The following is a 22,967-nucleotide window of genomic DNA, read 5'->3' on the forward strand; positions in this document are numbered from 1 at the left end:
CTGCCTAGAGTCGATCATGATCTGATGTCGCGCACCGCCGAGCCGGCCCGGGACGCCGCAGCGCCAGAGTTCCTGAAGGGCGAGGACTCAGCATCTGCGAAGCGCGCCAGCATCTGTGAAGAGCGCCGGCATCCATGAAGGGCAGGGGACCAGTGAGTCTCGAACAGGATCTGATCGACCGATCGGCACCCAACTTCGGGGCCCTGCTCGACCGGCAGGCCGACGCCCATCCCGACCGGGTGGCCCTGCTGGTGCCGCACGGTGCCGACGACCAGGTCAACATTTGGACCCCGATCACCTTCGCCCAGTTCCGCAGGCAGGCCCACGACGTGGCCGCCGGCCTGCTGGGGCTCGGTCTGGGGCGCGAGCAGCGGGTCGCCATCATGTCGGGCACCCGCACCGAGTGGATCATCGCCGACATGGGGATCTCCTGCGCCGGCGGTGCGACCACCACCGTCTACCCCAACACCAGTCCCGAGGAGACCGCGTACATCCTCACCGACTCCGACTCCCGGATCGTCTTCGTCGACACCGCCGCTCAGGTCGACAAGATCGTCTCCCGGACCGAGCTCGCCGACCAGATCCAGCAGATCGTCACCTTCGCGGGGACCGACGAGCGCACCGGTGCCGACGTCCACACCCTCGACCCCAGGGTGCTGACGATGGCCGAGCTGATCGCCTCCGGACGCCGTCTGCTGGCCGACGACCCGCAGCTGGTCCGGCGGATGATCGACTCCATCAGGCCCATCGATCTGGCCACCCTCATCTACACCTCCGGGACCACCGGCACCCCCAAGGGGGTCGAGATCGAGCACGGCTCGTGGACCTACATGGGTGCGGCCTGGGAGTACAAGGACTTCATCGGCCCCGACGACCTCCACCTGCTGTGGCTGCCCCTGTCGCACGCCTTCGGCAAGTGCCTGCTGGCCATCTGCATCCAGATCGGCGTCGCCCAGGCCGTCGAGGGGCGGATACCCCGACTGGTCCGCAGCATCGGCGAGGTCCGCCCCACCGTGATGTGCGGGGTGCCGCGGATCTTCGAGAAGATCCGCGCCGGCGTGATGACCGCCGCCCCCCAGGGGCGTCTGACCACCCGGATCTCCCACTGGGCCTTCGCCGTCGGGCGCGACTCGCGGCCCTACCGGCTGTCGGGGAGCCGGATGCCGCTCGCCCTGGCGGCCCGCTACCGGATCGCCGACGCGCTGGTCTTCGCCACCCTCAAGCGCAAGCTCGGTGGGGTCCGGTTCATGATCTCGGGAGGGGCGAAACTCTCCCCGCAGGTCCAGGAGTGGTTCTACTCGGCCGGCATCCCGATCGTGGAGGGCTACGGCGCCACCGAGTTGTGCGCGGTGGCCTTCTTCTCCGAGCCCTCCACCATCCGGTTCGGCACCGTCGGGCCGGTCTGCCCCGGCTGCGAGGCCAGGATCGCCGAGGACGGGGAGGTGCTGGTGCGCGGCCCGATCGTGGCTCGCGGCTACCACAACCTTCCCGAGAGGACCGCGGAGTCCTTCGTCGACGGCTGGTTCCACACCGGCGACATCGGCGAGTTCGACGAGACCGGCAGTCTGCACATCACCGACCGCAAGCGCGATCTGTTCAAGACCTCCGGGGGCAAGTACGTCGCACCCCAGAAGGTCGAGGCGGCGCTGATGGCCAACTGCCCCTACCTCGCCCAGGCCGTCGCCCTGGGGGAGGGCCACAAGTACGCGGTGGCCCTGCTCACCCTGGATCCCGAGAAGCTGGCGGTCTGGGGACGCCGGCACGGCCACCCCCAGATGTCCTACGCCGAGCTGACCCGTCAGCCCGAGGTGAGATCGACCATCCAGGGATATGTCGACCGCGCCAATGCCCACCTGGACCGGTGGGAGACCGTCAAGAAGTTCGCCATGCTCGACCACAACCTCGACGACGAGGAGGGGCTGGTCACCACCAGCCTCAAGGTACGGCGTGACGTGGTCGCCAACCGCTATCGTGACCTGTGGGAGTCCTTGTACAAGGGCGATGAGGTTCCCGAGGGCTGAGGCCACCCCAGCCCGCCACGTCCAGCCGCAGGAGGATTCCAGAAATGACGACCGACACGCTGGCGATTCGAGACGAGCTGTTGTCCCGCAGCGCCCGCAACCTCGGGGACATGCTGCGCCGCCGGGTGGATCAGACCCCCGACGCCACCGCCTTCCTGTACCCGGAGAACAACGCCAGTGGTCCCGAGAAGTGGACGCCGTTGACCTGGCGCGAGGTCCAGGACCGGGCCCACGACATCGCCGCCGGGCTGCTTGACCTGGGACTGGGACCCGAGCAGCGGGTGGCGATCTGCGCCGACACCTCCGTCTGGTGGATCCTCACCGATCTGGGCATCGGCTGCGCGGGCGGGGCCACCACGACCGTCTACGGCAACTCCCAGCCCGAGGACGTCGAGTACATCCTCACCAGCTCCGAGTCGCGGATCTACGTCGCCCAGAACAGCGCCCAGGCCGCCAAGGTGGAGCACAGCTCCGCCCTCGACGAGCTGGTCACCCACATCATCCTGGTCGACGACGACCGGCTCATCCAGGGCGCTCCCGGATCCGACCGACGGCTGGTCGCCGAGGACACCCGGGTGATCTCCCTGGCCGACCTGTCGGCCCGCGGACACGCCGCCCGGCAGGCCGATCCCGGAGCCGTCCAGCGGGTCATCGACGCCACCGCCCCCGACCACCTGGCCACCCTCATCTACACCTCGGGCACCACCGGTAAGCCCAAGGGGGTCGAGCTGACCCACCAGTCGTGGACCTACATGGGTGTGGCGATGGAGTCCTGGGACCCGCTGGAGCCCGGAGACCTGCAGTACTTGTGGCTGCCGCTGGCCCACGTCTTCGGAAAGTGCCTCATCGCGGTGCAGATGACCATCGGCTTCAGCTCGGCGGTCGACGGCCGGGTGGAGCGGATCGTCACCGGGATGGGCGAGGTGCACCCCACCTTCATGTGCGGGGTGCCGCGGATCTTCGAGAAGGTCCGCGCCAAGGTCATCACCTCGCGGGGGCTGGCTCGCACCATCTCGTCATGGGCCTTCCGGGTCGGCGAGCGCACCGCCCCTTACCGGCTGGAGGACCGGCCGCTGCCGGCCCGGCTGTCCGGTCAGCAGCTGCTCGCCGAGAAGCTCGTCTTCTCCAAACTCAAGCAGGCCATGGGCGGCCGGCTGCGGATGATGATCTGCGGCGGGGCGAAACTCTCCCCCCAGATCCAGCGCTGGTTCTTCGCCGCCGGGATCCCGGTCGTGGAGGGCTACGGCGCCACCGAGACCAGCGCCATCGCCTTCTTCAACGTCCCCAAGAAGGGTCGCTTCGGGCCCCGGTTCGGCACCGCCGGACCGGTCTGCCCCGGCTGCGAGGCCAGGATCGCCGAGGACGGGGAGGTACTGGTGCGCGGCCCGATCGTGGCCCGCGGCTACCACGAGCTGCCCGAGAAGACCGCCGAGACCTTCACCGACGGCTGGTACCACACCGGCGACATCGGCCACTTCGACGAGCTGAACTACCTGGTCGTCACCGAGCGCAAGCGCGATCTCATCAAGACCTCCGGGGGTAAGTACATCGCCCCCCAGAAGGTCGAGACCACCCTGATGGCCAACTGCCCCTACTTGTCTCAGGCCGTGGTGCTGGGGGAGGGGCACAAGTTCGCGGTGGCTCTGCTCACCCTGGACCGCGAGGCGCTGTTCAAGTGGGCGGAGAACCACGGCCACGCCGGCGACTCCTACGAGAAGCTCACCCAGCTGCCCGAGATCCGCCGATCCATCCAGCGCTTCGTCGACGTCGCGAACTCGCGACTGGACCGGTGGGAGACGGTCAAGCGGTTCGCGATCCTCGACCACGAGCTGGATGGTCAGAAGGGGCTGGTCACCGAGAGCCAGAAGGTGCGCCGCGACCAGGTCCGCAAGCGCTACAAGAAGGAGATCGAGGAGCTGTACGCCGATGAGCAGACGGCCTCCCGGGAGGATCCCGAGCGGTGAGTGAGGAGGGGAGCCCGGCCTCGGCGGTGCGGGTGCAGATCCCGATGCGGTGGTCCGACATGGACTTCCAGGGCCACGTCAACAATGTCGCGATCGCCGATCTGGTCCAGGAGGCCCGCTCCCTGGCGCTGATCGGTACCCCGGTGGAGAAGCTCTTCGGCACCGGGATCATCGTGGTGACCCAGGATGTCGAGTTCATCTCCCCGTTCACGGTCGACGGGAAGCCCCTCGACGTCGATGTCTGGTGCTCCAACCTGGGGATCGCGCGGGTCTTCCTCGAGTACCGGGCCCGCCATCACGGGGTCGACGTCGCCCGGTCCCGGGGCTGGGTGTGCCCCTTCGACTTCGACACCGGCCGGCCCCGACGTCTGGACCGCGCCGAGCACGCCACCTTCGAGGCGATGAGCGGCCCGGCGACGGTGTGGGGGGATCTGCCGCTGTCAGAGGTCAGCGGCGCGGGGGAGGTCACCGCCATCCCGGTGCGCTGGTCCGATGTGGACCGCTACGGCCACGTCAACAATGTGGCCCTGGCCGGATACCTGCAGGAGGCCAGGATTCAGGTCACCACCGGCTGGACGCCGGGGATGCGTCGGGCCGGCAGCCGCAACTGGGTGGTGGCACGCCAGGACATCGCCTACCGGCACCAGGTGCACCCCGCCATCGGGAGCTGTGCCGTGCACACCGCCCTGACCCGGCTGGGACGAACCTCGATCACTCTGGCGGCGTTTATCCCCACCGATGAGGGCACCGCCGTGTCGGCCGCCACCGTGCTGGTCTGCGTTGACCCGGCCACCGGTTCCGCCGTGCCGATCGACCAGGACACCAGGGCGGTGATGAGGGCTCACCTCATCGGCTGAGGCTCACCGAGCCCTCTGAAGATCGTGTGCGACGGGCTTCTCTCAGGGATCGCTCATCCCAGAGGTCGCTTCTGTCAGGAGTCACTCCTCCCAGAGGTCGCTCCTGCCAGGGGTCACGTGATTCGGGGGGTTCGGTGACCTGGAGGGCTCTATCGCCCCGGGGCGCTTCGGCGCTGATCTAGGGGCTCCATCGCCCCCGGGGCGCTTCGGACCCAGGATCACATCCGGGCGACGGGATCGTCCTCGGCCACCGGAATGCCCCACCGCTTGCGCCACGGATTGCGGTCGTTGTATCCGTCCAGGGCCACCGCCGCACACGACTGGGCGAGCTGACGGCCCAGCTCCTCGCGCTCCATCTGCGGGATCCGGTCGTCCCCGTCCATGTAGTCGCACAGCGCCTCGGCCGCCCGCTCGTACTCCGAGGAGTCCTGCATCAGACGTCGGCGGGTGTCACGGTAGGTGGTGCGCAGTGCGGTCCACACCAGCGCCTGCTCGAAGTCGTCGGGATCGGTCATCAGAGCCTCGACCGAGGTGTTGAAGGTTTCGGCGATCGCGGAGACCTCGGTGATCCGGGGCTCCCGTTCGCCCCTCTCGAGCAGTTCGAGCTGGTCCGGGGTGATGGTGGCACCGCGGTTGGCCAGCTCGTCGCAGAGCCGCTGCTGGCTCCAGCGGCGGGTCTTTCGCGCCGCCGAGATGTTTGCGGCGAGGCGTTCCACAAGGGCATTCATGGCCCCCACTCTTCCACCCGCGGCGACCTCGAGCCGCCGCGGGTGGACCCACAGTGCTCAGGCGCTGACCTCGGAGCCGTCCCCGCTCCACTGCAGGTGCCAGGAACCCTGGTCGTCGACGCGACGGTAGGTGTGCGCGCCGAACAGATCGCGCAGGCCCTGGGTGAGAGCCGCGTTGAGCCGTGGCGCGCGGACCTGGTCGTAGTAGCTCAGCGCCGCGGAGAACCCGGGCACCGGCACCCCGGCCTCGGCGGCCCTGGCGACCACCCGACGCCAGGAGGCCTGGGAGGAGGCGAGCTCGGCCTTGACCGAGGGGGCCTCCAGCAGGGTGGTGAGGTCGTTGGCGGCGTACTCGTCATGGATCCGCTGGAGCAGACGCGCCCGGATGATGCACCCGTCGCGCCAGATCGAGGCCACCTTGGCCATGTCGACCTGCCAGCCGTACTCCTGGGCGGCGGTGCGGATCTCGTCGAGCCCCTGGGAGTAGGCGACCACCTTCGAGCTCCACAGTGCCGCACGGACATCGTCGAGGAATCCCTGCCGGTCGTCGACCGAGATCTTCCCGTCGGGTCCGGTGAGGGCCTGCTGGCCGGCGGCGCGCAGCTTCGGGGAGCTGGAGACCGCGCGGGAGAAGACCGCCTCGCCGATGGTGGAGACGTCGACCCCCAGGTCCAGGGCCGACTGCACCGTCCAGGTGCCGGTGCCCTTCATCCCGGCCTCGTCGACGATGACGTCGATGAGATCGCGGGAGGAGTCGCGCGGATCTCGGGTGGCCAGCACCCGCGAGGTGATCTCGATGAGGTAGGAGTCCAGGTCGCCGGTGTTCCAGCTGGCGAAGACCTTGGCGGCCTCGGCGTTGGACAGGCCCACCCCGCGCAGCAGGGCGTGGGCCTCGCCGATGAACTGCATGTCGGCGTACTCGATGCCATTGTGAACCATCTTCACGAAGTGACCGGCGCCGTCGGTGCCCATCCAGGCGCAGCAGGGCTCCCCGTCGACATGGGCGGAGATCTTCTCCAGGACCGGCCCGATGGCACGGTAGGACTCCTTCGAGCCGCCCGGCATGATGGACGGCCCCTCCAGGGCGCCCACCTCGCCGCCGGAGATCCCGGTTCCCACGTAGTGGATCCCGGTCTCGCGCAGTGCAGCCTCGCGCCGCCGGGTGTCCTTGAAGAAGGAGTTGCCGCCGTCGACCAGGATGTCGCCGGGTTCCAGCAGCGGCACGATCTCGTCGATCACCGCGTCGGTCGGCCCGCCCGCCTTGACCATCATCACCACGCGGCGGGGCCGTGACAGGGAGGCGACGAAGTCGGCCAGCTGATGGAAGGAGAGGAAGGTGCCCTCGGACCCGTGCTCGGCGATGACCTTGTCGGTGCGTGCGTCGGTGCGGTTGTACAGGGCGACCTTGAACCCCTTGTGGGCCATGTTGCGCGCAAGATTGGACCCCATCACCGCCATTCCGATGACCCCGACGTCCGCCTGGGCGGCTTGAGTGCTGGTCTGCGACATCAATTCCTCCTGTTGATCGGTCGGTCTCATTGTGTCAGCCCGGCCCGAATCCGGTTCTGCCACCCTGTTCGCGGCAGGAGGATTCCGACATCCCGGAGTTCGTCGACCGGTGCCGTCGGTGGCCGCGCTGGTCTAGTCTGGCGGCCATGAGCTCAGCCCTGGTGTTGATGAATGTCCTGGTGCCCCTGAAGGTGATGCCGGGATGGCCGCCGTACACCTTCAGCCCGATCCACTTCATCGTGCTGTGCTTCATCGGACCGCTGCTGGTGGCCGCCCTGTTCGCGGTGATCGGCAAGACGCCGGGGTGGCTGCGTCAGCGCCACGCCTCCGAGCAGGCCGCCGGTCTGGCAGAGCCCGCCGATCCTGCCCGCCGCGACGCCGCACCGGCCGATGAGGTGGCCGAGGCCGACCGGGTCCCCACCGACCAGGTCGCTGCCGGCGAGTCGGGCAGCAGTCACTAGACCGAGTCCTGACCGGTCGGGTGTCCCGTCCGGTCGGCAACGTCACCGGGCGGGTACTCGCTCAGCCTCGACCGCTCACTTCAGGTCACTTCAGGCTGAAGGCCTGGCAGCGCAGCGCCCGCTCGGTGCCGTCGGCCTGCTCCAGAAGCACCCGGCGCACCGTGCTGGACAGCGTCCGCGAGGACATCCAGTCGCTCAGCTCGTCGAGCCAGGCGCGATCGGCCACCTCGCCGGGGAACAGCCACTGCAAGGCGTTCTGCACCTGGGCATGGCCGGCCTCGCGCCACTGACCCTCCTCGGAGTTGATCGCCTCGCACAGCTGGAGATACTTCGCCGCGTACGGCTTCAGCACCTCCTCCTGGTCGGGATTGTTGAAGTGGCTGACGATCGACCGGTAGGTCTCGTTGGGCACCCCCGCCTCATCGGTCGCCCGCTTCCATGCGGTCTCCTTGGCCTGGGCGGTCGGCACTGCGGCCCGGGCGCCGGCGGCCTGCTCGGCCCCGGAACTGGTCTTGTCCCGCTCCTGCTCGGCGGCGATGAAGGACTCGTCGGCGGCTCCCAGCCGGGCCAGCGTCGAGACGATCCGCCACCGGAGGTCCTGATCGACGTCCAGACCCTCGGGCACCTCCTCGCCGTTGAGCCAGCCCGCCAGCAGCGGCACCCCCTGGCTGCCGATCGCCCCGGTCAGCCCGTTGGTGAGGGCCAGCTGATGGTCCGACCCGGGCTGGGCGTCGCGCAGCAGGGTGGCAAGGGTGCTGATCAGACCGGTCCGGACCTCCTCGCGCAGCGAGGGGTCGGTGTAGTTGAGAGTGGCGGCGGTGGCTTGGCGGATCAGCGAGGAGACGGCGGTGAGGTCCTGCTCGGAGGCCAGCCCGTTGGACACCAGGGTGACGTAGTCCTGGGCCCTCAGCTCGGCGTCGCGGCACATGTCCCAGGCCGCTCCCCAGCACAGCGCCCGGGCCAGCGGATCGACCAACTGGCCGATGTGGGCGGTGAGGGTGGCCAGGCTGGCCGGATCCAGCCGGACCTTCGCGTAGGTGAGGTCGGCATCGTTGAGCAGGATGAGATCGCCGCGGGAGTGACCCACCAGGGCGGCGATCGGCGTCCGCTCCCCGAAGATGTCGACGTCCAGCCCGTCGGTGCGCACCAGCCCCTCGTCGGTGAGCGAGTAGATGCCGATCCCCAGTCGGTGGGTCCGCAGGGTCGGGAACTGCGCTGAGGCGGACTGGATGATGTCGAACCGGGTGAAGGCCCCGTTCTCGTCCAGATCGAAGTCCGGGCGCACCGTGTTGACCCCGGGGGTGCGCAGCCAGGTCTCGGTGAAGCGCGACAGGTCACGGCCGCTGGAGCGCTGGAGCTGGTCCAGCAGGTCGGACAGCTGGCTGTTGCCGAAGGCGTTGGCGTTGAGGTAGGCCCGCACCCCGGCCAGGAAGGCGTCCTCCCCGACGAAGGCGACCAGCTGCTTGAGGGTCGAGGCCCCCTTGGCGTAGGTGATCCCGTCGAAGTTCTGCTCCACGGTGGCCAGGTCGACCATGTCGGCGGCGATTGGGTGGGTGGTGGGCAGCTGATCCTGGGCGTACCCCCAGGTCTTGCGCTGGTTGGCGAAGGACACCCAGGGGTTGACGCCGCCGTAGCGGGCCACGATCTTCTCCTGGCAGTGGTGGGAGGCCCACTCGGCGAAGGACTCGTTGAGCCACAGGTCGTCCCACCAGGTCATCGTCACCAGGTCGCCGAACCACATGTGGGCCAGCTCGTGGAGGATCGTGTTGTCGCGCGAGTCGTAGGCCGCCGCGGTCACCTTGGAGCGGAACAGGTAGTCATCGCGGTGGGTGACGCAGCCGGCATTCTCCATCGCGCCGGCGTTGAACTCGGGGACGAAGGACTGGTCGTACTTGCTGAACGGGTAGGGGTGGCCGAACTCGGCCTCGTAGACCTCGAAACCGCGCTGGGTGGTGGTGCGGATCCGATCGGCGTCCAGGAACTCCTTCATCGACTGGCGGCACAGGATGTTGGCCTGGATGTCGCCGCCCTCGCGGGTGCGCACGGTGCCCTCGTCGACGTGGTAGTCGCCGGCCACCAGGGCGGTGAGGTAGGTCGAGATGCGCGGGGTCAGGCCGAACTGCCAGGTGGAGATGTCGTCATAGGGTCCCTGGGCGACGGTCACCTCCGCCGAGTTGGAGATCACCGTCCAGCCCGTCGGGGCGAGCACCTGGAGCTGGAAGGTGCCCTTCTGGTCGGGCTGCTCGAAGTTGGCGTAGACCCGGCGGGCGTCGGCGATCTCGAACTGGCTGTACAGGTAGACCTTGCCGTCGGCGGGATCGACGAACCGGTGCAGACCCTCCCCGGAGTGGGAGTAGCGGCACAGCGCCACGATGGTGAGCTGGTGCTCCCCGGCCGGGGCCTCGATCGGGTAGCGGTGGTCATGATGGGCCGCCGGGTCCAGCGGGACGCCGTCCAGCTCGGCGGCGTAGACCCCGTCGGCGATCAGGTCGGCGTGGGTGGGCTCCCCGGTGCTGGTGAAGTGGATCGTCGAGGAGGAGACGAAGGTGCCGGTCGGATCGGCCAGCGGGTTGCCCTGCGGGTCGCGACCCGACAGGTCCACGACCACCCGGTAACCGAGCGTCCTGACGATGTCCGAACGAGTTCGCGCTTCGTCTCTGCTGATGTTCACCGGGTTCATGCTGGTGCTCCTCGGAAGGTGTTTGTGACACGCCCGCTGCCACGTCGGGTGGCTGTCAGGGCAGACTCTATCGACTTGCCCTGGGTGCCGATACTCAACGGCGCCGATACACACCATGGAGCTGCGCGCGCGGCGAAATGTCGCTCCACAGGCCGATTCGGGCCCTCTGACGGGCATCCTCGCGGTTGACTGGGGCCATGACGACAACTGTTGACTTCTGGTTCGACCCGGCATGCCCGTGGGCCTGGATGACCTCGCGATGGATGCTCGAGGTGGAGAAGGTCCGCGACGTCCACACCGTCTTCCACGTGATGAGCCTGGCGGTGCTCAACGAGGGGCGCGACCTGCCCGAGGACTACCGGCGGGAGATGGACCGGGCCTGGATCGGCGCCCGGGCCGCCACCGCTGTGGCCACCAGCTACGGTCAGGAGGCGGTGCGCCCCTTCTACACCGCGCTGGGCACCCGCTACCACCTGGGCAGGGCCCCGCACGACCGCGACACCGTGGCCGCCGCACTCCAGGAGTGCGGCTACGACACCGGTATCGCCGAGCGCGCCACCACCGAGGAGTTCGATGAGGCGATGAGGGCCTCCCACCACGAGGGGATGGACCCGGTCGGCCAGGACGTCGGCACCCCCGTCCTGCACGTCAACGGGATGGCGCTGTTCGGCCCGGTGATCTCCCCGGCTCCCAAGGGGGAGCAGGCCGGTGAACTCTTCGACGGCTTCCTCAAGATGGTCTCCTACCCGGGATTCTTCGAGCTGAAGCGGACCCGGACGGTGGGGCCGATCTTCGACTGAGCGAGGGGGAATCTCGGTGCGCAAGGATGGATCCATGGTGAATGAGGAGAACCCGGTGGAGGCCAGCACCTCCGAGTCGACGCTGCGGCACACCTGGAAGGAGCTGGTCGACCAGATCCTGGCCGCCCAGGAGGCCTACTACGGTGCCGATGCGCCGACCATCTCCGATGCCCGGTACGACCACCTGATGCGCGACCTCCAGTCATTGGAGGAGCACAACCCCCAGCTGCGCACCCCGGACTCGCCCACCCAGCGCGTCGGTGCGCCGCAGCAGGTCACCGACTTCGCCCCGGTGCAGCACATCGAGAGGCTGCTCAGCCTGGACAACGTCTTCACCCTGGACGAGCTCGCCGAGTGGATCGCCCGGGCCGGGGCGACAGCCTCCCAGCAGGTCCCCGGTGAGCACTCCCAGCTGCTGTGCGAACTCAAGATCGACGGCCTCGCCCTGGATCTGGTCTACCGCAACGGCCGGCTCGACAGCGGTGCCACCCGCGGCGACGGACGGGTCGGCGAGGACGTCACCGGCAATGTGCGCACCATCCGGGCCATCCCGCAGCGACTCACCGGCGACGACGTCCCCGCCCTGCTGGAGGTGCGCGGGGAGGTCTTCTTCCCGGTGGAGGACTTCGCCGATCTCAACGCCCATCTGGTCGAGGTGGGCAAGCCGCCGTTCGCCAACCCCCGCAACGCGGCGGCCGGGTCGCTGCGCCAGAAGGACCCCCGGGTGACCGCCGGACGACCGCTGTCGATGATCTGCCACGGACTGGGACGGGTGGACGGCCACGACTTCTCCAGCCAGGGCCACGCCTACCGCAAGCTCGCCGAGTGGGGACTGCCGGTCTCGCCCTACTACAAGCTGGTCGACACCCCCGCCCAGGTGATGGACTTCGTCCAGTACTGGGGGGAGCACCGCGACGAGGCCGCCCACCAGATCGACGGGATCGTCGTCAAGATGGACGACGTCGAGGTGCAGCGGGCGCTGGGTGCCACCTCCCGGGCCCCCCGCTGGGCGATCGCCTTCAAGTACCCGCCCGAGGAGGTCAACACCAAGCTGCTGGACATCCGCGTCAACGTCGGCCGGACCGGCCGGGTCACCCCCTACGGGGTGATGGAGCCGGTCACGGTGGCGGGCTCCACGGTCGAGATGGCGACCCTGCACAACGCCTTCGAGGTGAAGCGCAAGGGTGTCCTGATCGGCGACACGGTCGTGCTGAGGAAGGCCGGAGACGTCATTCCCGAGATCCTCGGGCCGGTCGTCGAGCTGCGCGACGGCACCGAGCGGGAGTTCCAGATGCCGACCGTCTGCCCCTCCTGCGGAGCCACCCTCGGCTACGAGAAGGAGGGGGACAAGGACCTGCGCTGCCCCAACACCAGAGGCTGCCCCTCCCAGCTGCGCGAGCGCGTCTTCGCGCTGGCCTCCCGCTCCGGACTCGACATCGAGGCCTTGGGATGGGAGGCCGCGATCGCCCTCACTGATCCTGAGAACGCCCGGCCCGACCCCTCCCTGGTGACCGGGGAGATGCCCGAACCCCAGACCCCGGTGCTCACCAGCGAGGCCGGACTGTTCGACCTGCAACCCGACGACCTCGCTGACGTCCAGGTGTGGCGCCAGCGCAAGGTGAAGGGCTCTCCCGGGCCGTGGGTCCGGGAACCCTACTTCTGGACCCGGGCCACCAGGACCCGGCCCTCGGCCCCGGCGGCCAACACCCGCAAGATGTTCGACGAGCTGGCCAAGGCCCGCAACCAGCCGCTGTGGCGGGTCCTGGTGGCACTGTCCATCCGCCACGTCGGGCCGACGGCGGCCCGCGCCCTGGCCACCCGGTTCGGCTCCCTGGCGGCGATCCGCGCCGCCAGTCAGGAGGAACTGGCCCAGACCGACGGGGTCGGACCCGTCATCGCCGAGTCGGTGATCGACTGGTTCGGGGTCAACTGGCACCAGGAGATCGTCGAGCGCTGGGCCGCCGCCGGAGTGCGGATGGCCGACGACACCTCCGGGGGGCCGGCGGCCACCCTGGAGGGGCTCACCGTGGTGGTCACCGGCAGCCTGGAGGGATTCAGCCGGGACGAGGCCAAGGAGGCCATCCTGTCGCGCGGCGGGAAGGCCGCCGGATCGGTCTCCAGGAAGACCGACTACGTCGTGGTGGGGGCCAACGCCGGGTCCAAGGAGACCAGGGCGCGGGAACTGGGCCGCCCGATCCTCGACGAGGCGGGATTCCGCCATCTCCTGGACCACGGACCCCAGGGGGTGCCGACGGTCGGCTGAGGCCGACACACCCCTTGGCGGCCGAGTCCCGGTGAGCACCGGCCGACCGCCACGACGATCCTGGCGCGCCGTGCGGGAGGCGGCCCCGGTCGTGATCGTCGGGGCCGCAGACCCCGGACGCCGGCGATAAGCTCAGGTGCGGGACCGATCAGCTCAGGTGACGCGCCACCCGGTCCTCCAGACGCCGCCGCACCGCCGGCCACTCGTGGGACAGCAGGGAGTAGACGACGGCGTCGTCCAGGACCCCGTTGGCGTGGCGGGCGTAGCCGCGCAGCACCCCGTCGCGGCGGAACCCGAGTCTCTCGATCGCGGCCCGCGACTGCTGGTTGGTCCACTTGGTGCGCAGCCCGACGCGCTGGCAGCCGAGCTCCTCCATCGCATGGGCGATCAGCAGCCGCTTGGAGTCGGGATTGGTGCCGGTGCCCTGGCATGAGTCGCGGGTCCAGGTGTAGCCGATCTCCAGACGCGGCACCGAGGGCTCCAGGTCGTAGTAGGTGGTCACCCCGACGACCTGCTCATCGGCCAGCCGCACGCAGACGAAGGGGACCATCCTGCCGGCGTCACGGGCCGCCAGCTTGCCGGCGATGTCGTCGGCCATCCGCTCCGGGTTCGGTGTCGAGGTCCACCACAGGCGATCTCCCAGATCGCCGTCGCGGGTGGCCTCCCGCAGCGCGTCGAGATGGTCCATCGAGAGCGGCTCCAGCCGCACGATCCGCCCGGTGAGAGTCAGTCCGGGATCGATCCAGGCCATGGTGGTCTCCTTGTCTCAGAACTCGGTGATGCTGAACGGGAGGTCGTCGGTGGCGAACATCCGTCCGATCGTCTGGATCTGCTCGGCGGTGCCGCGCAGGTGACCCGCCCCGGCCAGGGACTGGGCCCGCACGGCGCCGAAGTACAGCGATCCCAGGGCGGCGATCCCGATAGTGGCATGCCCCTCGGTCCCCGCCGCGTCGTCGGCCACCCGGGTGACCACGGCGGGCCGCTCCGGGTCGCTCACCTCGATCCGGTAGCTGCCGGTGCACCACTCCAACGGATCGGTGACACGCAGCACCACCGAGCCGGTGTGGTCCCAGCCGCGCACCGACAGCGCTTTCACGACGTCGAGGATGCGCACCCAGGTGAGGTCCGACCGTCCGGTGAAGCGCACCAGCCGCGGGTCCCGGACGGCCCACGGAAGGGGGGTGTCCGGATTCGTGTTTCCGGCGGTGATCTTGGTCACCAGGTCGATGGAGGCCAGGAACTCCCACAGGCCCAGTTCGGCGTCGGCGGTGACAGCGATGAGGTCATGCACCTCCAGGGTGCTCCCGAAGTCCTCGGTGACCTGGTAGGACACCACCCCGTCGGGGCGGCCCTGGGGATCCCGGTGGATCGCCGAACGGACCCTCCGGTCGGGCTTCTGCTTCTCGTAGGACCATCGTCCGGAGGCGAACTCGACCCACCAGTCGAGGCGGCCGTGGGAGCCGCGGCGGGAGGCGTGGAAGCGCCGGAACAGTTCCAGACGCAGCTCGTCGATCTTTCCGGGAGCCACCATCTCCACCGAGCCCTCGGGGCGGTGGGACAGCACGAACCGGCCTCCGCTGGTCACCTCGATGCGCTGGTTCTGGGTGGACACCCCGAACCCGAAACGGCCGTAGATGGCCCCCTCGGTCGCGGTGAGAGCAGCCATCGACAGGCCGGCCCGCCTGGCCGCCGCCAGGTCGTGGCTGATGAGACCGCGGAGCAGGCCTCGACGTCGATGGGTCGGACGGACCGTCACATCGGTGATGAAGTCGGCCGGCTCGAGGTGACCGTGGCCGGTGTTGATGGTCTGGTCGTAACTGGCCAGGGTGGCCACCGGCAGACCCGGCAGCTCCGGGTCGTCCTCGGGGCCCTGGACCGCCCAGAGGCGCTCCCCGGCGACGTGCTGGGCGAAGTGGTTCAGGAAGTCGTCGTCCGGCCAGGGCATGTGGAAGCCCAGATTGACCGCACGGCACTGCGCGACGATTCCCTGGGAGACCGTCCCGTCGGTGACCACCCGCGCCAACCGGTAGGGGTCTGGCAGTTCTCGCGGTTGGCTGACATCGGGCCTGCGTCGATCCTCGGACATGCCCTCACCGTATCGGAGCCCCACGTCAACGGCCGATCGGGCGATGAAAGGATGAGCCCATGACCTTCCATCCCAGCCATGTCCATGTCGCCACCGATCACGCCGCCTTCGAGCTGAAGGAGTACCTGGTCAAGGAGCTCCGCGCTGCCGGCTACCAGGTCGTCGACCACGGGGCCACCAGCTATGACGCTGAGGACGACTACCCCGACTTCTGCATCCCCTGCGCCCAGGCGGTGGTCGCCGAGCCGGGCTCGCTGGGGATCGTGTGCGGGGGTTCGGGCAACGGCGAGCAGATCGCGGCGAACAAGGTGGCCGGGATCCGCGCGGCGCTGGTCTACAACGCCGAGATGGCCCAGCTCGCCCGTGAGCACAATGACGCCAATGTGATCTCCCTGGGTGGCCGGATGCAGTCGGTCGAGGACGCCTGGGAGTGGGTGAAGGTCTTCCTCACCACCCCGTTCTCCGGGGTCGAGCGCCACCAGCGCCGGATCGAGAAGCTGGCCCACTGGGAGTCGGCCGGAGCCCTCAGCTGATCCAGGCCGATCCCGGCTGATCACTTCGTGGGGGCGTCGTCCCGTCCGTCGGTCCGGGTCGCGTCCCCGTCGGCACCGTGGCCGGCATCCCTGCTACCGGCCCGGCCGGCACCCCGGCCCTCGGCCCTGTGGTCCTCGCCCCGTGCCCGTCTCCTCAGCGAATCGAGGATGAACGGCCACTCGCGGCCATTCGCGGGCATCGGCACCGTCTCCGAGGGCGGCGTACGGTGTTGACGGCCCAGCAGCTCGCGGGCGCGCAGCGCACGGACCCGGTCGACGACCGGGCCGGATCGCCGCCCGTTCGTGGTCGGCCTGCCGGACCTGCTCATTGCTCCATTCCACCACGTCCGGGAGGCCGAGTTGCCAGAGGGGCACGTCATCCACCGTCTTGCAGGCGCCATCGAGGACGCCTTCGCGGGCGAGGAGGTGACCGTCACCTCCCCCCAGGGCCGCTTCGCGGTGGAGGCCGCCCATCTCAACGGCAGCCGGCTGCGCGGGGCACAGGCCTGGGGCAAGCACCTGCTCATCGACTTCGCCGCCGAGGGAGCCCACCTGGTCCACATCCACCTCGGACTCATCGGCAGGTTCACGGTGGGGCCGATCACCCCGGTGCACGGCCAGGTGAGACTGCGCATCGAGGACGCCGTGAGCTCTGCCGATCTGCGAGGACCGCAGTGGTGCCGACTGCTCAGCGACGAGGAGTGGGAGGCCGTCCTGTCCACCGTCGGCTCCGACCCGATCCGCCCTGATGCCGATCCGGAGAAAGCCTGGCGGGCCATCCACCGCAGCACCCGGGCGATCGGGGTGCTGCTGATGGACCAGTCGATCACCGCCGGGGTGGGCAACATCTACCGGGCCGAGGTGCTCTTCCGCCACCGGATCGACCCGATGACCCCCGGGAACAGACTGGCGCACGCGACCTGGCAGGCCATCTGGGAGGACCTGGTGGTTCTGATGCGCCGCGGGGTGGCCACCGGTCGCATCGACACCGTCCGGCCCGAGCACACCCCGGAGGCGATGGGGCGGCCCCCTCGCCTCGACCGGCACGGCGGCGAGGTCTACGTCTACCGCCGGGACGGACAGCCCTGCCTGGTCTGCGGAACCACCGTGCGCCGGACCAATCTGGCCGGACGCCACCTGTTCTGGTGCCCGCGCTGCCAGCGGAGGCACCGATGACCCCGGCGTCAGGATCCGACTCCCGGTCAGTGGACTGGCAGGGCTGGACCCTCGACCTCGGGGTCGACGCCGACTCCTGGCCCCGGGTGACCGGCTGCTCCCCGGCCGGGGAGGTCCTGGTCAGCGCACCCTCCCCCTGGGGGGTGAGGGAGGCCGACCGGCTGGGCACCGAGATCGAGGTGAGCGCGATTCACCCCAGCGGGGCGCGGATGAGGATCCGTCAGAGCATCGATGAGAGCTGGGACGTCCGCATCGCGGTGGCTCCGCCGTCCGAGGCCATGACGTCGGTCGAGGTGCCGGGGCCGGTCTGGCGGTTCGGAACCGACAGTCCGGTCCAGGTGTGGACCGCCGGCGCCGAGGGCCTCGCTCTCACCGACCGGGACCCGCAGGACCCGGCTGGGCGACGGATCGTCTGGCGCCAGATCGTCGGGGACTCCAGCCTGGACGTCGAGGGGATCCGCCCGCTGGGGGAGTCGCTGACCCTGGAGCCGGGACGCACCCGCACCGCCCTGTGGCGGGCCACGCCGGTCGACGACGTCGCCTCGGCGGCAGCCAGACTGCCGTCCTGGCTGCCCGACGAACTGCTGGTCGATCCCGCCGTCGACCAGGAGATCTGGCTGGACACCCCCGACGCCGGACTGCTCCTGGACGGCGCACCGAGCGACCAGTGGCTGAGTCCCGGCACCGACTCCCCGACAACAGATCACGACGTCATGCACGAGGTGCAGGTGCGCCAGGCCCGCGGCACCACGCGGCTGATGGTCGGCTGGGCGATGATGGCCCGCGACCACGCCCGCCGGCGCGCCGAGGAGATCCTCGAGGGAATGGATCCCCGGCTGGTCACCGGGGCGCAGTTGTGGATCCTGCTCCAGGCCACCCCGGTCGGGGCGGTCCGCGGCGAGGACGTCGTCGCCGCGGTCGCCGAGTCCCTGGAGAACCGGCTGGCGCGCCCGGGCGCCGACTTCTTCACCGTTGTCTCCGCGATCACGGTGGCTGCCCAGATCGGCGACGCCGACATCTGGGAGTCTGCGATGGAGGGCCTGGCGAGCCTGCCCGCGGAGGCCCCCGGCACTCTCATCGGCCACGCGCTGGCCCGGTCGCGGGCCCTCCTCCACGACTGGCAGGTCCCGGCACCCCGCAGCGGCAGGGCCGACGACCCGCTGGTGCGCGCCGAACGGTCGGTGCTGCTGCGACCGGGCCCCGTACCGAACCCAGGACCGAACCCTGGACCGGGCGTCGACGACGGCCCGGACGCAGACGCCCTGGCCGCGCTGTGGTGGCTCGGGTCGGCGCTGCCCGTCCCCGGCCCCCGCCCCCTGATGGGCCGGACCGGCCCGGTGGACCCGATCCAGTCGGCCTGGGCCTCGGCCATCTGCTCCTTCTGGCCGCAGTGGTGGCAGATCGGCCCCGACTGGGGTGTCGACGTCACCCGGCTGCGGCAACGGACCGCCCGTCGGCTGCTGCTCGACCCGGAGCTGAGAGACGAGACGCTGGCCCTGCTGCTCTGGTGAGCGCGCAGGGAGCGGGCAGGGAGCGACCGGGGGGCTGGGGAGAACACCTCTGTTGCCGAGGTTGCGGGCGCGTTCCGGAGTGGCGCCGATCGGTGTGGTGCGCGCGAAGGCTGCACCCCGGGTGGCACAGTGTGAGCGTGACCATCGCAGAAACCCGATCCAGACGCGGCGCCGCCGTGGTCGTTCCGCGACTCATGCTCGTGGGAGCGGTCCTGACCGCCCTGAGGCTGTTGTTCGCCCAGACCTGGTGGGTCCAGGGCCTGAGCTCGCTGTTCTCGGTGCTGGTCTTCCCGACCGACCTGGGCAGCTGGGGGCTGGTCGTCCTGCTGATGGTGCTGGCCTACTCCCTGAACCGCCGTAAGCGCATCGCCTGGCTGGGCTGCCTGGTGATGTTCGGGTTGATGTGGCTCGTGTCGGTGTTCTTCTTCGTCGTCCTCATCGTCGAGGTGGTTCAGGGAGACCCCACCGACCCGTTCGAGGACATGGGGATCGCCTCCTACCTGTTCAACGTCGTGAGCGTCGGCTGGATCCTGCTGGTCCTGGTGGAGAACCACTCCCAGTTCGGTGCCCGCACCGCCCGGGCCAATCTGCGCCGGGCCATCGTGGTGCTGGTCTCGGGACTGGCCGCCACCGCCCTCATCGGATGGCTGCTGGTGTGGGCCTCCGGCGGATCGGGACGCCCCCGCAGCCGGCTGTGGCACCTCATCGCCCGGATGCTGGAGGGCCACCGCGCCGACACCAGCCCGTTGGCCCCCGCCTGGGTGGGCGACATCATCGGACTGCTCATCGCCGGTACCCTGGTCGCCGCCCTCATCGTGCTGCTGCGCTCCCAGCGGGAGGTCGCGGTGATGACCCTGGCCGAGGAGCTGGAGGTGCGTCGCCTGCTGGCCGCCAATCCTGCGGACTCGCTGGGCTACTTCGCCCTGCGTCGCGACAAGTCGGTGTCCTTCTCGGCCAACCGGCGGGCCGCCATCGCCTACCGCACCGTCTCGGGGGTGATGCTGGCCGCCGGGGACCCGATCGGACCCGCCTCCCAGTGGCCCGCGGCGATCGACTCCTTCCTGCGCACCGCCCACACCTTCGGCTGGACACCGGCCGTGCTGGGGACCTCGGAGGCCGGCGCCACCGCATGGGAGCGGGCCGGCCTGAGAGTGATGAGGATCGGCGACGAGGCGATCATCTCGCCGTCGACCTTCCACCTGGACGACCACGAGCTGAAGGCCGTCCGCGGCACCGTCGACCGGTTGCACAAGGCCGGCTACTCGGTGCGGGTCCGCCGCCACGAGGACATCGCCCCGGCCGAGCTGGAAGAGCTCATCACCCTCGCCGACCGGTGGCGCATCGACGGCGACGAGCGCGGGTTCTCGATGGCCCTGTCTCGCCTGGGCGACGTCCTGGACGGACGCTGCGTGATGGTGGAGGCCCGCTATCCCGACGACCAGGGCACCGCCGGACTGCTGTCCTTCGTGCCGTGGGGGGAGGACGGGCTCTCCCTGGACGTGATGCGCCGAGACCCGAGGGCCGACAACGGGGTCACCGAGCTCATGGTGGCCGGGCTGATGTCGGCGGGCCGGGAGATGGGTCTGCACCACGTCTCACTGAACTTCGCGGTCTTCCGCGAGGCCATCGAGCAGGGTTCGCGGGTCGGGGCCACCCTCCTGCAGAGACTCAACCGGCGACTCATCGCGGCCGCCTCCCGCTGGTTCCAGATCGAGCAGCTCTACCGGTCCAACGTCAAGTACAGCCCGCAGTGGCAGGCGCGCTACCTGGGATACGCCGACGCCGCCGATCTGGGGCAGGTCGGTGTCGCCCTGGGACAGGCCGAGGGGCAGCTGGACCTGCCGCGATGGATGCGTCCGCTGCCGCTTCCGGTCCAGCCGATCTACACCGCCGAGTCCCGTCCCGAGATCGCCGCCTTCCTCGCCGAGCAGTCGAAACCCTCCCTGCTCCCGACCCGGCCGGTGCCCGAGCAGATGCGGGCCAGGATGGCCACCCGACAGCACATCCTCGACGAGGGGGGACAGGCCTACCCGCCCGATATCCACCCCGACCACCGGCCGCACGACGTGGAGACGGTGGCGATGGGGGAGTCCATCTCCGTCGTCGGACGGGTGCTGGCGGTGCGCGACCACGGCGGGGTGATCTTCGCCGAGGTGGCCGACTGGTCCGGATCGGCCCAGGTCGTCCTGGAGGTCTCGGCGCTGGGAGCCGGGTCGATGGCCCTGTTCCGCTCCCAGATCTCGCTGGGCGACCATCTGCTGGCCGAGGGCACCGTCGGACCGACCCGCAACGGCACCCGTTCCCTGCTGCTGACCTCCTGGCGGTTGGCCGCCAAGGCACTGCGGCCGCTGCCGGACCGCCGCTCCGGGATGAGCGACCCGGAGGCCCGGGTCCGTCGGCGCTACCTGGACCTCATCATCAACAGGTCGGCCCGCGACCAGTTGAGGGCCCGCTCCGAGACCATCCGGGCGGTGCGCGAGACCCTGCTGGGCCACGACTACCTAGAGGTCGAGACGCCGATCCTCCAGACCATCCACGGCGGGGCCAATGCCCGGCCCTTCCGCACCCACATCAACGCCTACGACCTGGATCTGTACCTGCGGATCGCGCCGGAGCTGTTCCTCAAGAGGCTGATGGTGGGCGGTGCCGGCCGGGTCTTCGAGATCGGTCGCAACTTCCGCAACGAGGGGGCCGACGCCACCCACAACCCGGAGTTCACGATGCTGGAGGCCTACCAGGCCTACGGCGACTACGTGCAGATGCGCCATCTCACCCGCGAGATGATCCTCACCGCGGCCCGGCGGGCCACCGGCGGCACGTCGATCCGGGGTCGCGACCGCTCCGGCGTCGAGCACGAGATCGACCTGGCCGAGGAGTGGCGGGTGGTGACGGTCAACGAGGGGATCTCCGCGGCCCTGGGCGAGGAGATCACCGCCGACACCTCCAAGGAGGAGCTGATCCGTCACGCCGACCGGCTGGGGATCGCCGTCTCCCCGAAGTGGGAGCGCGGAGACGTGGTCCTGGAGCTCCATGAGCACCTGTCCGAGCACGTCACGGTCGCGCCGACCTTCTTCTGCGACTTCCCGACCGACGTCTCGCCGCTGACCCGACAGCACCGCGACGACCCGCGGCTCGCCGAGAAGTGGGACCTCATCGTCCTGGGGGATGAGGTGGCGACCGCCTACACCGAGCTCGTCGACCCGGTGATCCAGCGCAAGCGGTTCACCGACCAGTCCCTGCGCGCCGCCGGCGGGGACCCTGAGGCGATGGAGCTGGACGAGGACTTCCTCCAGGCCCTGGAGTTCGCGATGCCCCCCTCGGGAGGGATGGGGATGGGCCTGGACCGGTTGGTGATGATGCTCACCGACACCTCGATCCGGGAGACCATCGCCTTCCCGCTGGTGCGCCCGGCACGGCGGGAGGGGACGGGTCGCGGTGACCGATGAGATCGTCGAGACGCCGACATCGGCGGGGCCGCGACAGGTCCGGCTGAGGATCCGTCACGGCCGGGGCCCGGCCGCCCTGCTGATGTCGGGAGCGGCGCAGTCCAGCGAGCTGTGGCGTCCGGTCGTCGAGGATCTTCCCGACCGTCTGGTGGTCTCATACGACCGACCCGGGATGGGCGGCACGCGCTGGCCCGGACGGCTCCCGAGCCTGGCCGAGGAGGCGCAGACGGCGACCGCGCTGGCCCGCCGGATCGGCCCGCCGGTGATCCTGGTCGCCCACTCGATGGCCGCCTTCCACGCCGAGGCCATGATCCGTGAGCACCCCGACCTGGTGGCCGGCCTGGTGCTGGTCGACCCCTCGGTCGAGTGGCACGCGCGTCGTCCCGGTCCTCAGGGCAGCCGCCTGGCCCACACCGTCCGGCTGGCCGCCCGAAGCGGCCTGTCGGGACTGGGGGAGCTCACGATGGCCACCGGCACCCTGCTGCAGACCAGCTGGTCGGCCGGACGGCTGCGCGGATACCTGCGGACCCACCGACTCAGGGAGGTCTTCGCCGACCCGGACTCCCTGGCGATGTCCACCGCCGAACTGCTGGCCTACCCCCGCCAGGCCTGGGAGCTGATGGAGGTCCGGGCGCATCACCCCTGGCCCGGCACCGCCACGATCCTGCTGTCGGCAGAACACTCCCACGCCGAGCAGGAGGTCGACCGTCAGGACAGGCTCGCCCGACTGCTGGGGGCCGAGCTGCGGGTCGTCCACGGCTCGCGTCATCTCATCATGCTCGACGAACCCGGGGCGATCGCCGGGGCGATCCGGGAGCTGTCCTGAGTCTGCGCCGCCGTCCGTCCTGGCGCAGCCGGGCCCGATTCCTCGGGACGGCTCTGGTTCCGGTGCCGCAGGGCGGCCCGGGGACCATTGCCGCAGGACCGCTGCG

Annotated in this window: 17 protein-coding genes; 11 read left to right on the plus strand and 6 right to left on the minus strand. The window is 70.0% G+C overall.

What is annotated here, in order from left to right; genetic code table 11:
* Nucleotides 1–134 precede the first annotated feature (134 nt).
* From H590_RS0102345 to H590_RS0102355, 3 genes are read left to right on the plus strand one after another with little or no spacing between them, the layout of a single operon-like run.
* Nucleotides 135–2,021: an AMP-dependent synthetase/ligase gene (locus H590_RS0102345; RefSeq protein ID WP_036980717.1), complete on the plus strand. Its 1,887-nt coding sequence runs from the start codon at nucleotides 135–137 to the stop codon at nucleotides 2,019–2,021.
* A gap of 44 nt (nucleotides 2,022–2,065) precedes the next feature.
* Nucleotides 2,066–3,985, plus strand: coding sequence for an AMP-dependent synthetase/ligase (locus H590_RS0102350; RefSeq protein WP_028702288.1), 1,920 nt, complete (start codon nucleotides 2,066–2,068; stop codon nucleotides 3,983–3,985).
* A gap of 44 nt (nucleotides 3,986–4,029) precedes the next feature.
* Nucleotides 4,030–4,842, plus strand: coding sequence for an acyl-CoA thioesterase (locus tag H590_RS0102355; RefSeq protein ID WP_036980791.1), 813 nt, complete (start codon nucleotides 4,030–4,032; stop codon nucleotides 4,840–4,842).
* A 218-nt stretch (nucleotides 4,843–5,060) separates the two neighbouring features.
* Here H590_RS0102355 and H590_RS14470 read toward each other — a convergent pair whose 3' ends face one another.
* Entirely contained in the window at nucleotides 5,061–5,570 is a 510-nt protein-coding gene (locus H590_RS14470) for a helix-turn-helix domain-containing protein (protein WP_126412795.1), read from the minus strand.
* A gap of 57 nt (nucleotides 5,571–5,627) precedes the next feature.
* Nucleotides 5,628–7,079: an NADP-dependent phosphogluconate dehydrogenase gene (gene gndA, locus H590_RS0102365; protein ID WP_028702290.1), complete on the minus strand. Its 1,452-nt coding sequence runs from the start codon at nucleotides 7,077–7,079 to the stop codon at nucleotides 5,628–5,630.
* Nucleotides 7,080–7,225: 146 nt separating this feature from the next.
* Here gndA and H590_RS14475 point away from each other — a divergent pair, with 146 nt between their 5' ends.
* Nucleotides 7,226–7,540 (plus strand): hypothetical protein, encoded by a 315-nt coding sequence (locus H590_RS14475; RefSeq protein WP_126412796.1) that lies wholly within the window; start codon nucleotides 7,226–7,228, stop codon nucleotides 7,538–7,540.
* Nucleotides 7,541–7,625: 85 nt separating this feature from the next.
* Here H590_RS14475 and pepN read toward each other — a convergent pair whose 3' ends face one another.
* The gene (pepN, locus tag H590_RS0102375; protein ID WP_028702291.1) at nucleotides 7,626–10,220 is read right to left on the minus strand and encodes an aminopeptidase N; all 2,595 of its coding nucleotides are present in this window, start codon (nucleotides 10,218–10,220) and stop codon (nucleotides 7,626–7,628) included.
* 197 nt (nucleotides 10,221–10,417) lie between these two features.
* Between pepN and H590_RS0102380 the strand changes: the two genes are divergently transcribed.
* Together H590_RS0102380 and ligA are read left to right on the plus strand one after the other, a co-directional pair.
* Entirely contained in the window at nucleotides 10,418–11,020 is a 603-nt protein-coding gene (locus tag H590_RS0102380; RefSeq protein ID WP_028702292.1) for a mycothiol-dependent nitroreductase Rv2466c family protein, read from the plus strand.
* 34 nt (nucleotides 11,021–11,054) lie between these two features.
* Nucleotides 11,055–13,283 (plus strand): NAD-dependent DNA ligase LigA, encoded by a 2,229-nt coding sequence (gene ligA, locus H590_RS0102385; RefSeq protein WP_028702293.1) that lies wholly within the window; start codon nucleotides 11,055–11,057, stop codon nucleotides 13,281–13,283.
* A 148-nt stretch (nucleotides 13,284–13,431) separates the two neighbouring features.
* Here ligA and H590_RS0102390 read toward each other — a convergent pair whose 3' ends face one another.
* Entirely contained in the window at nucleotides 13,432–14,034 is a 603-nt protein-coding gene (locus tag H590_RS0102390) for a GNAT family N-acetyltransferase (RefSeq protein WP_028702294.1), read from the minus strand.
* 15 nt (nucleotides 14,035–14,049) lie between these two features.
* The gene (locus H590_RS0102395) at nucleotides 14,050–15,369 is read right to left on the minus strand and encodes a GNAT family N-acetyltransferase (RefSeq protein ID WP_051238093.1); all 1,320 of its coding nucleotides are present in this window, start codon (nucleotides 15,367–15,369) and stop codon (nucleotides 14,050–14,052) included.
* A 59-nt stretch (nucleotides 15,370–15,428) separates the two neighbouring features.
* Between H590_RS0102395 and H590_RS0102400 the strand changes: the two genes are divergently transcribed.
* Nucleotides 15,429–15,902 carry a ribose-5-phosphate isomerase gene (locus H590_RS0102400; RefSeq protein ID WP_028702296.1) on the plus strand — a complete coding sequence of 158 codons (474 nt, stop codon included), beginning with the start codon at nucleotides 15,429–15,431 and terminating at the stop codon, nucleotides 15,900–15,902.
* 20 nt (nucleotides 15,903–15,922) lie between these two features.
* On the opposite strand, the gene H590_RS18840 is transcribed toward H590_RS0102400, so the two are convergent.
* Entirely contained in the window at nucleotides 15,923–16,231 is a 309-nt protein-coding gene (locus tag H590_RS18840; protein ID WP_175415770.1) for a hypothetical protein, read from the minus strand.
* A gap of 31 nt (nucleotides 16,232–16,262) precedes the next feature.
* Here H590_RS18840 and H590_RS0102405 point away from each other — a divergent pair, with 31 nt between their 5' ends.
* The 4 genes from H590_RS0102405 (at nucleotide 16,263) to H590_RS14485 (ending at nucleotide 22,861) form a co-directional block, all read left to right on the plus strand.
* Nucleotides 16,263–17,078, plus strand: a complete 816-nt coding sequence (locus H590_RS0102405; RefSeq protein WP_028702297.1) for an Fpg/Nei family DNA glycosylase — start codon at nucleotides 16,263–16,265, stop codon at nucleotides 17,076–17,078.
* Nucleotides 17,075–18,589 carry a hypothetical protein gene (locus H590_RS0102410; RefSeq protein ID WP_126412797.1) on the plus strand — a complete coding sequence of 505 codons (1,515 nt, stop codon included), beginning with the start codon at nucleotides 17,075–17,077 and terminating at the stop codon, nucleotides 18,587–18,589. The genes H590_RS0102405 and H590_RS0102410 overlap by 4 nt, the downstream gene beginning before the upstream one ends.
* 176 nt (nucleotides 18,590–18,765) lie before the next feature.
* On the plus strand, nucleotides 18,766–22,035 hold the full coding sequence (gene lysX / locus H590_RS14480) for a bifunctional lysylphosphatidylglycerol synthetase/lysine--tRNA ligase LysX (RefSeq protein ID WP_269471526.1): 3,270 nt from the start codon (nucleotides 18,766–18,768) through the stop codon (nucleotides 22,033–22,035).
* Nucleotides 22,025–22,861 (plus strand): alpha/beta fold hydrolase, encoded by an 837-nt coding sequence (locus tag H590_RS14485; protein WP_051238095.1) that lies wholly within the window; start codon nucleotides 22,025–22,027, stop codon nucleotides 22,859–22,861. The genes lysX and H590_RS14485 overlap by 11 nt, the downstream gene beginning before the upstream one ends.
* Nucleotides 22,862–22,967 lie beyond the last annotated feature (106 nt).

It is taken from the genome of Acidipropionibacterium jensenii DSM 20535, from assembly GCF_000425285.1.
Classification (GTDB): Bacteria; Actinomycetota; Actinomycetes; order Propionibacteriales; family Propionibacteriaceae; genus Acidipropionibacterium; species Acidipropionibacterium jensenii.

Excerpts from the sequence above, each read along its gene's own strand:
- H590_RS0102350 (WP_028702288.1), top strand. The coding sequence starts at position 2,066 with ATGACGACCGACACGCTGGCGATTCGAGACGAGCTGTTGTCCCGCAGC.
- H590_RS0102395 (WP_051238093.1), bottom strand. The coding sequence starts at position 15,369 with ATGTCCGAGGATCGACGCAGGCCCGATGTCAGCCAACCGCGAGAACTG.
- H590_RS14470 (WP_126412795.1), bottom strand. The coding sequence starts at position 5,570 with ATGAATGCCCTTGTGGAACGCCTCGCCGCAAACATCTCGGCGGCGCGA.
- pepN (WP_028702291.1), bottom strand. The coding sequence starts at position 10,220 with ATGAACCCGGTGAACATCAGCAGAGACGAAGCGCGAACTCGTTCGGAC.
- H590_RS18840 (WP_175415770.1), bottom strand. The coding sequence starts at position 16,231 with ATGAGCAGGTCCGGCAGGCCGACCACGAACGGGCGGCGATCCGGCCCG.
- ligA (WP_028702293.1), top strand. The coding sequence starts at position 11,055 with ATGGTGAATGAGGAGAACCCGGTGGAGGCCAGCACCTCCGAGTCGACG.
- H590_RS0102345 (WP_036980717.1), top strand. The coding sequence starts at position 135 with ATGAAGGGCAGGGGACCAGTGAGTCTCGAACAGGATCTGATCGACCGA.
- H590_RS0102390 (WP_028702294.1), bottom strand. The coding sequence starts at position 14,034 with ATGGCCTGGATCGATCCCGGACTGACTCTCACCGGGCGGATCGTGCGG.
- H590_RS0102400 (WP_028702296.1), top strand. The coding sequence starts at position 15,429 with ATGACCTTCCATCCCAGCCATGTCCATGTCGCCACCGATCACGCCGCC.
- H590_RS0102355 (WP_036980791.1), top strand. The coding sequence starts at position 4,030 with ATGCGGTGGTCCGACATGGACTTCCAGGGCCACGTCAACAATGTCGCG.
- gndA (WP_028702290.1), bottom strand. The coding sequence starts at position 7,079 with ATGTCGCAGACCAGCACTCAAGCCGCCCAGGCGGACGTCGGGGTCATC.
- H590_RS0102380 (WP_028702292.1), top strand. The coding sequence starts at position 10,418 with ATGACGACAACTGTTGACTTCTGGTTCGACCCGGCATGCCCGTGGGCC.
- H590_RS14475 (WP_126412796.1), top strand. The coding sequence starts at position 7,226 with ATGAGCTCAGCCCTGGTGTTGATGAATGTCCTGGTGCCCCTGAAGGTG.
- H590_RS0102410 (WP_126412797.1), top strand. The coding sequence starts at position 17,075 with ATGACCCCGGCGTCAGGATCCGACTCCCGGTCAGTGGACTGGCAGGGC.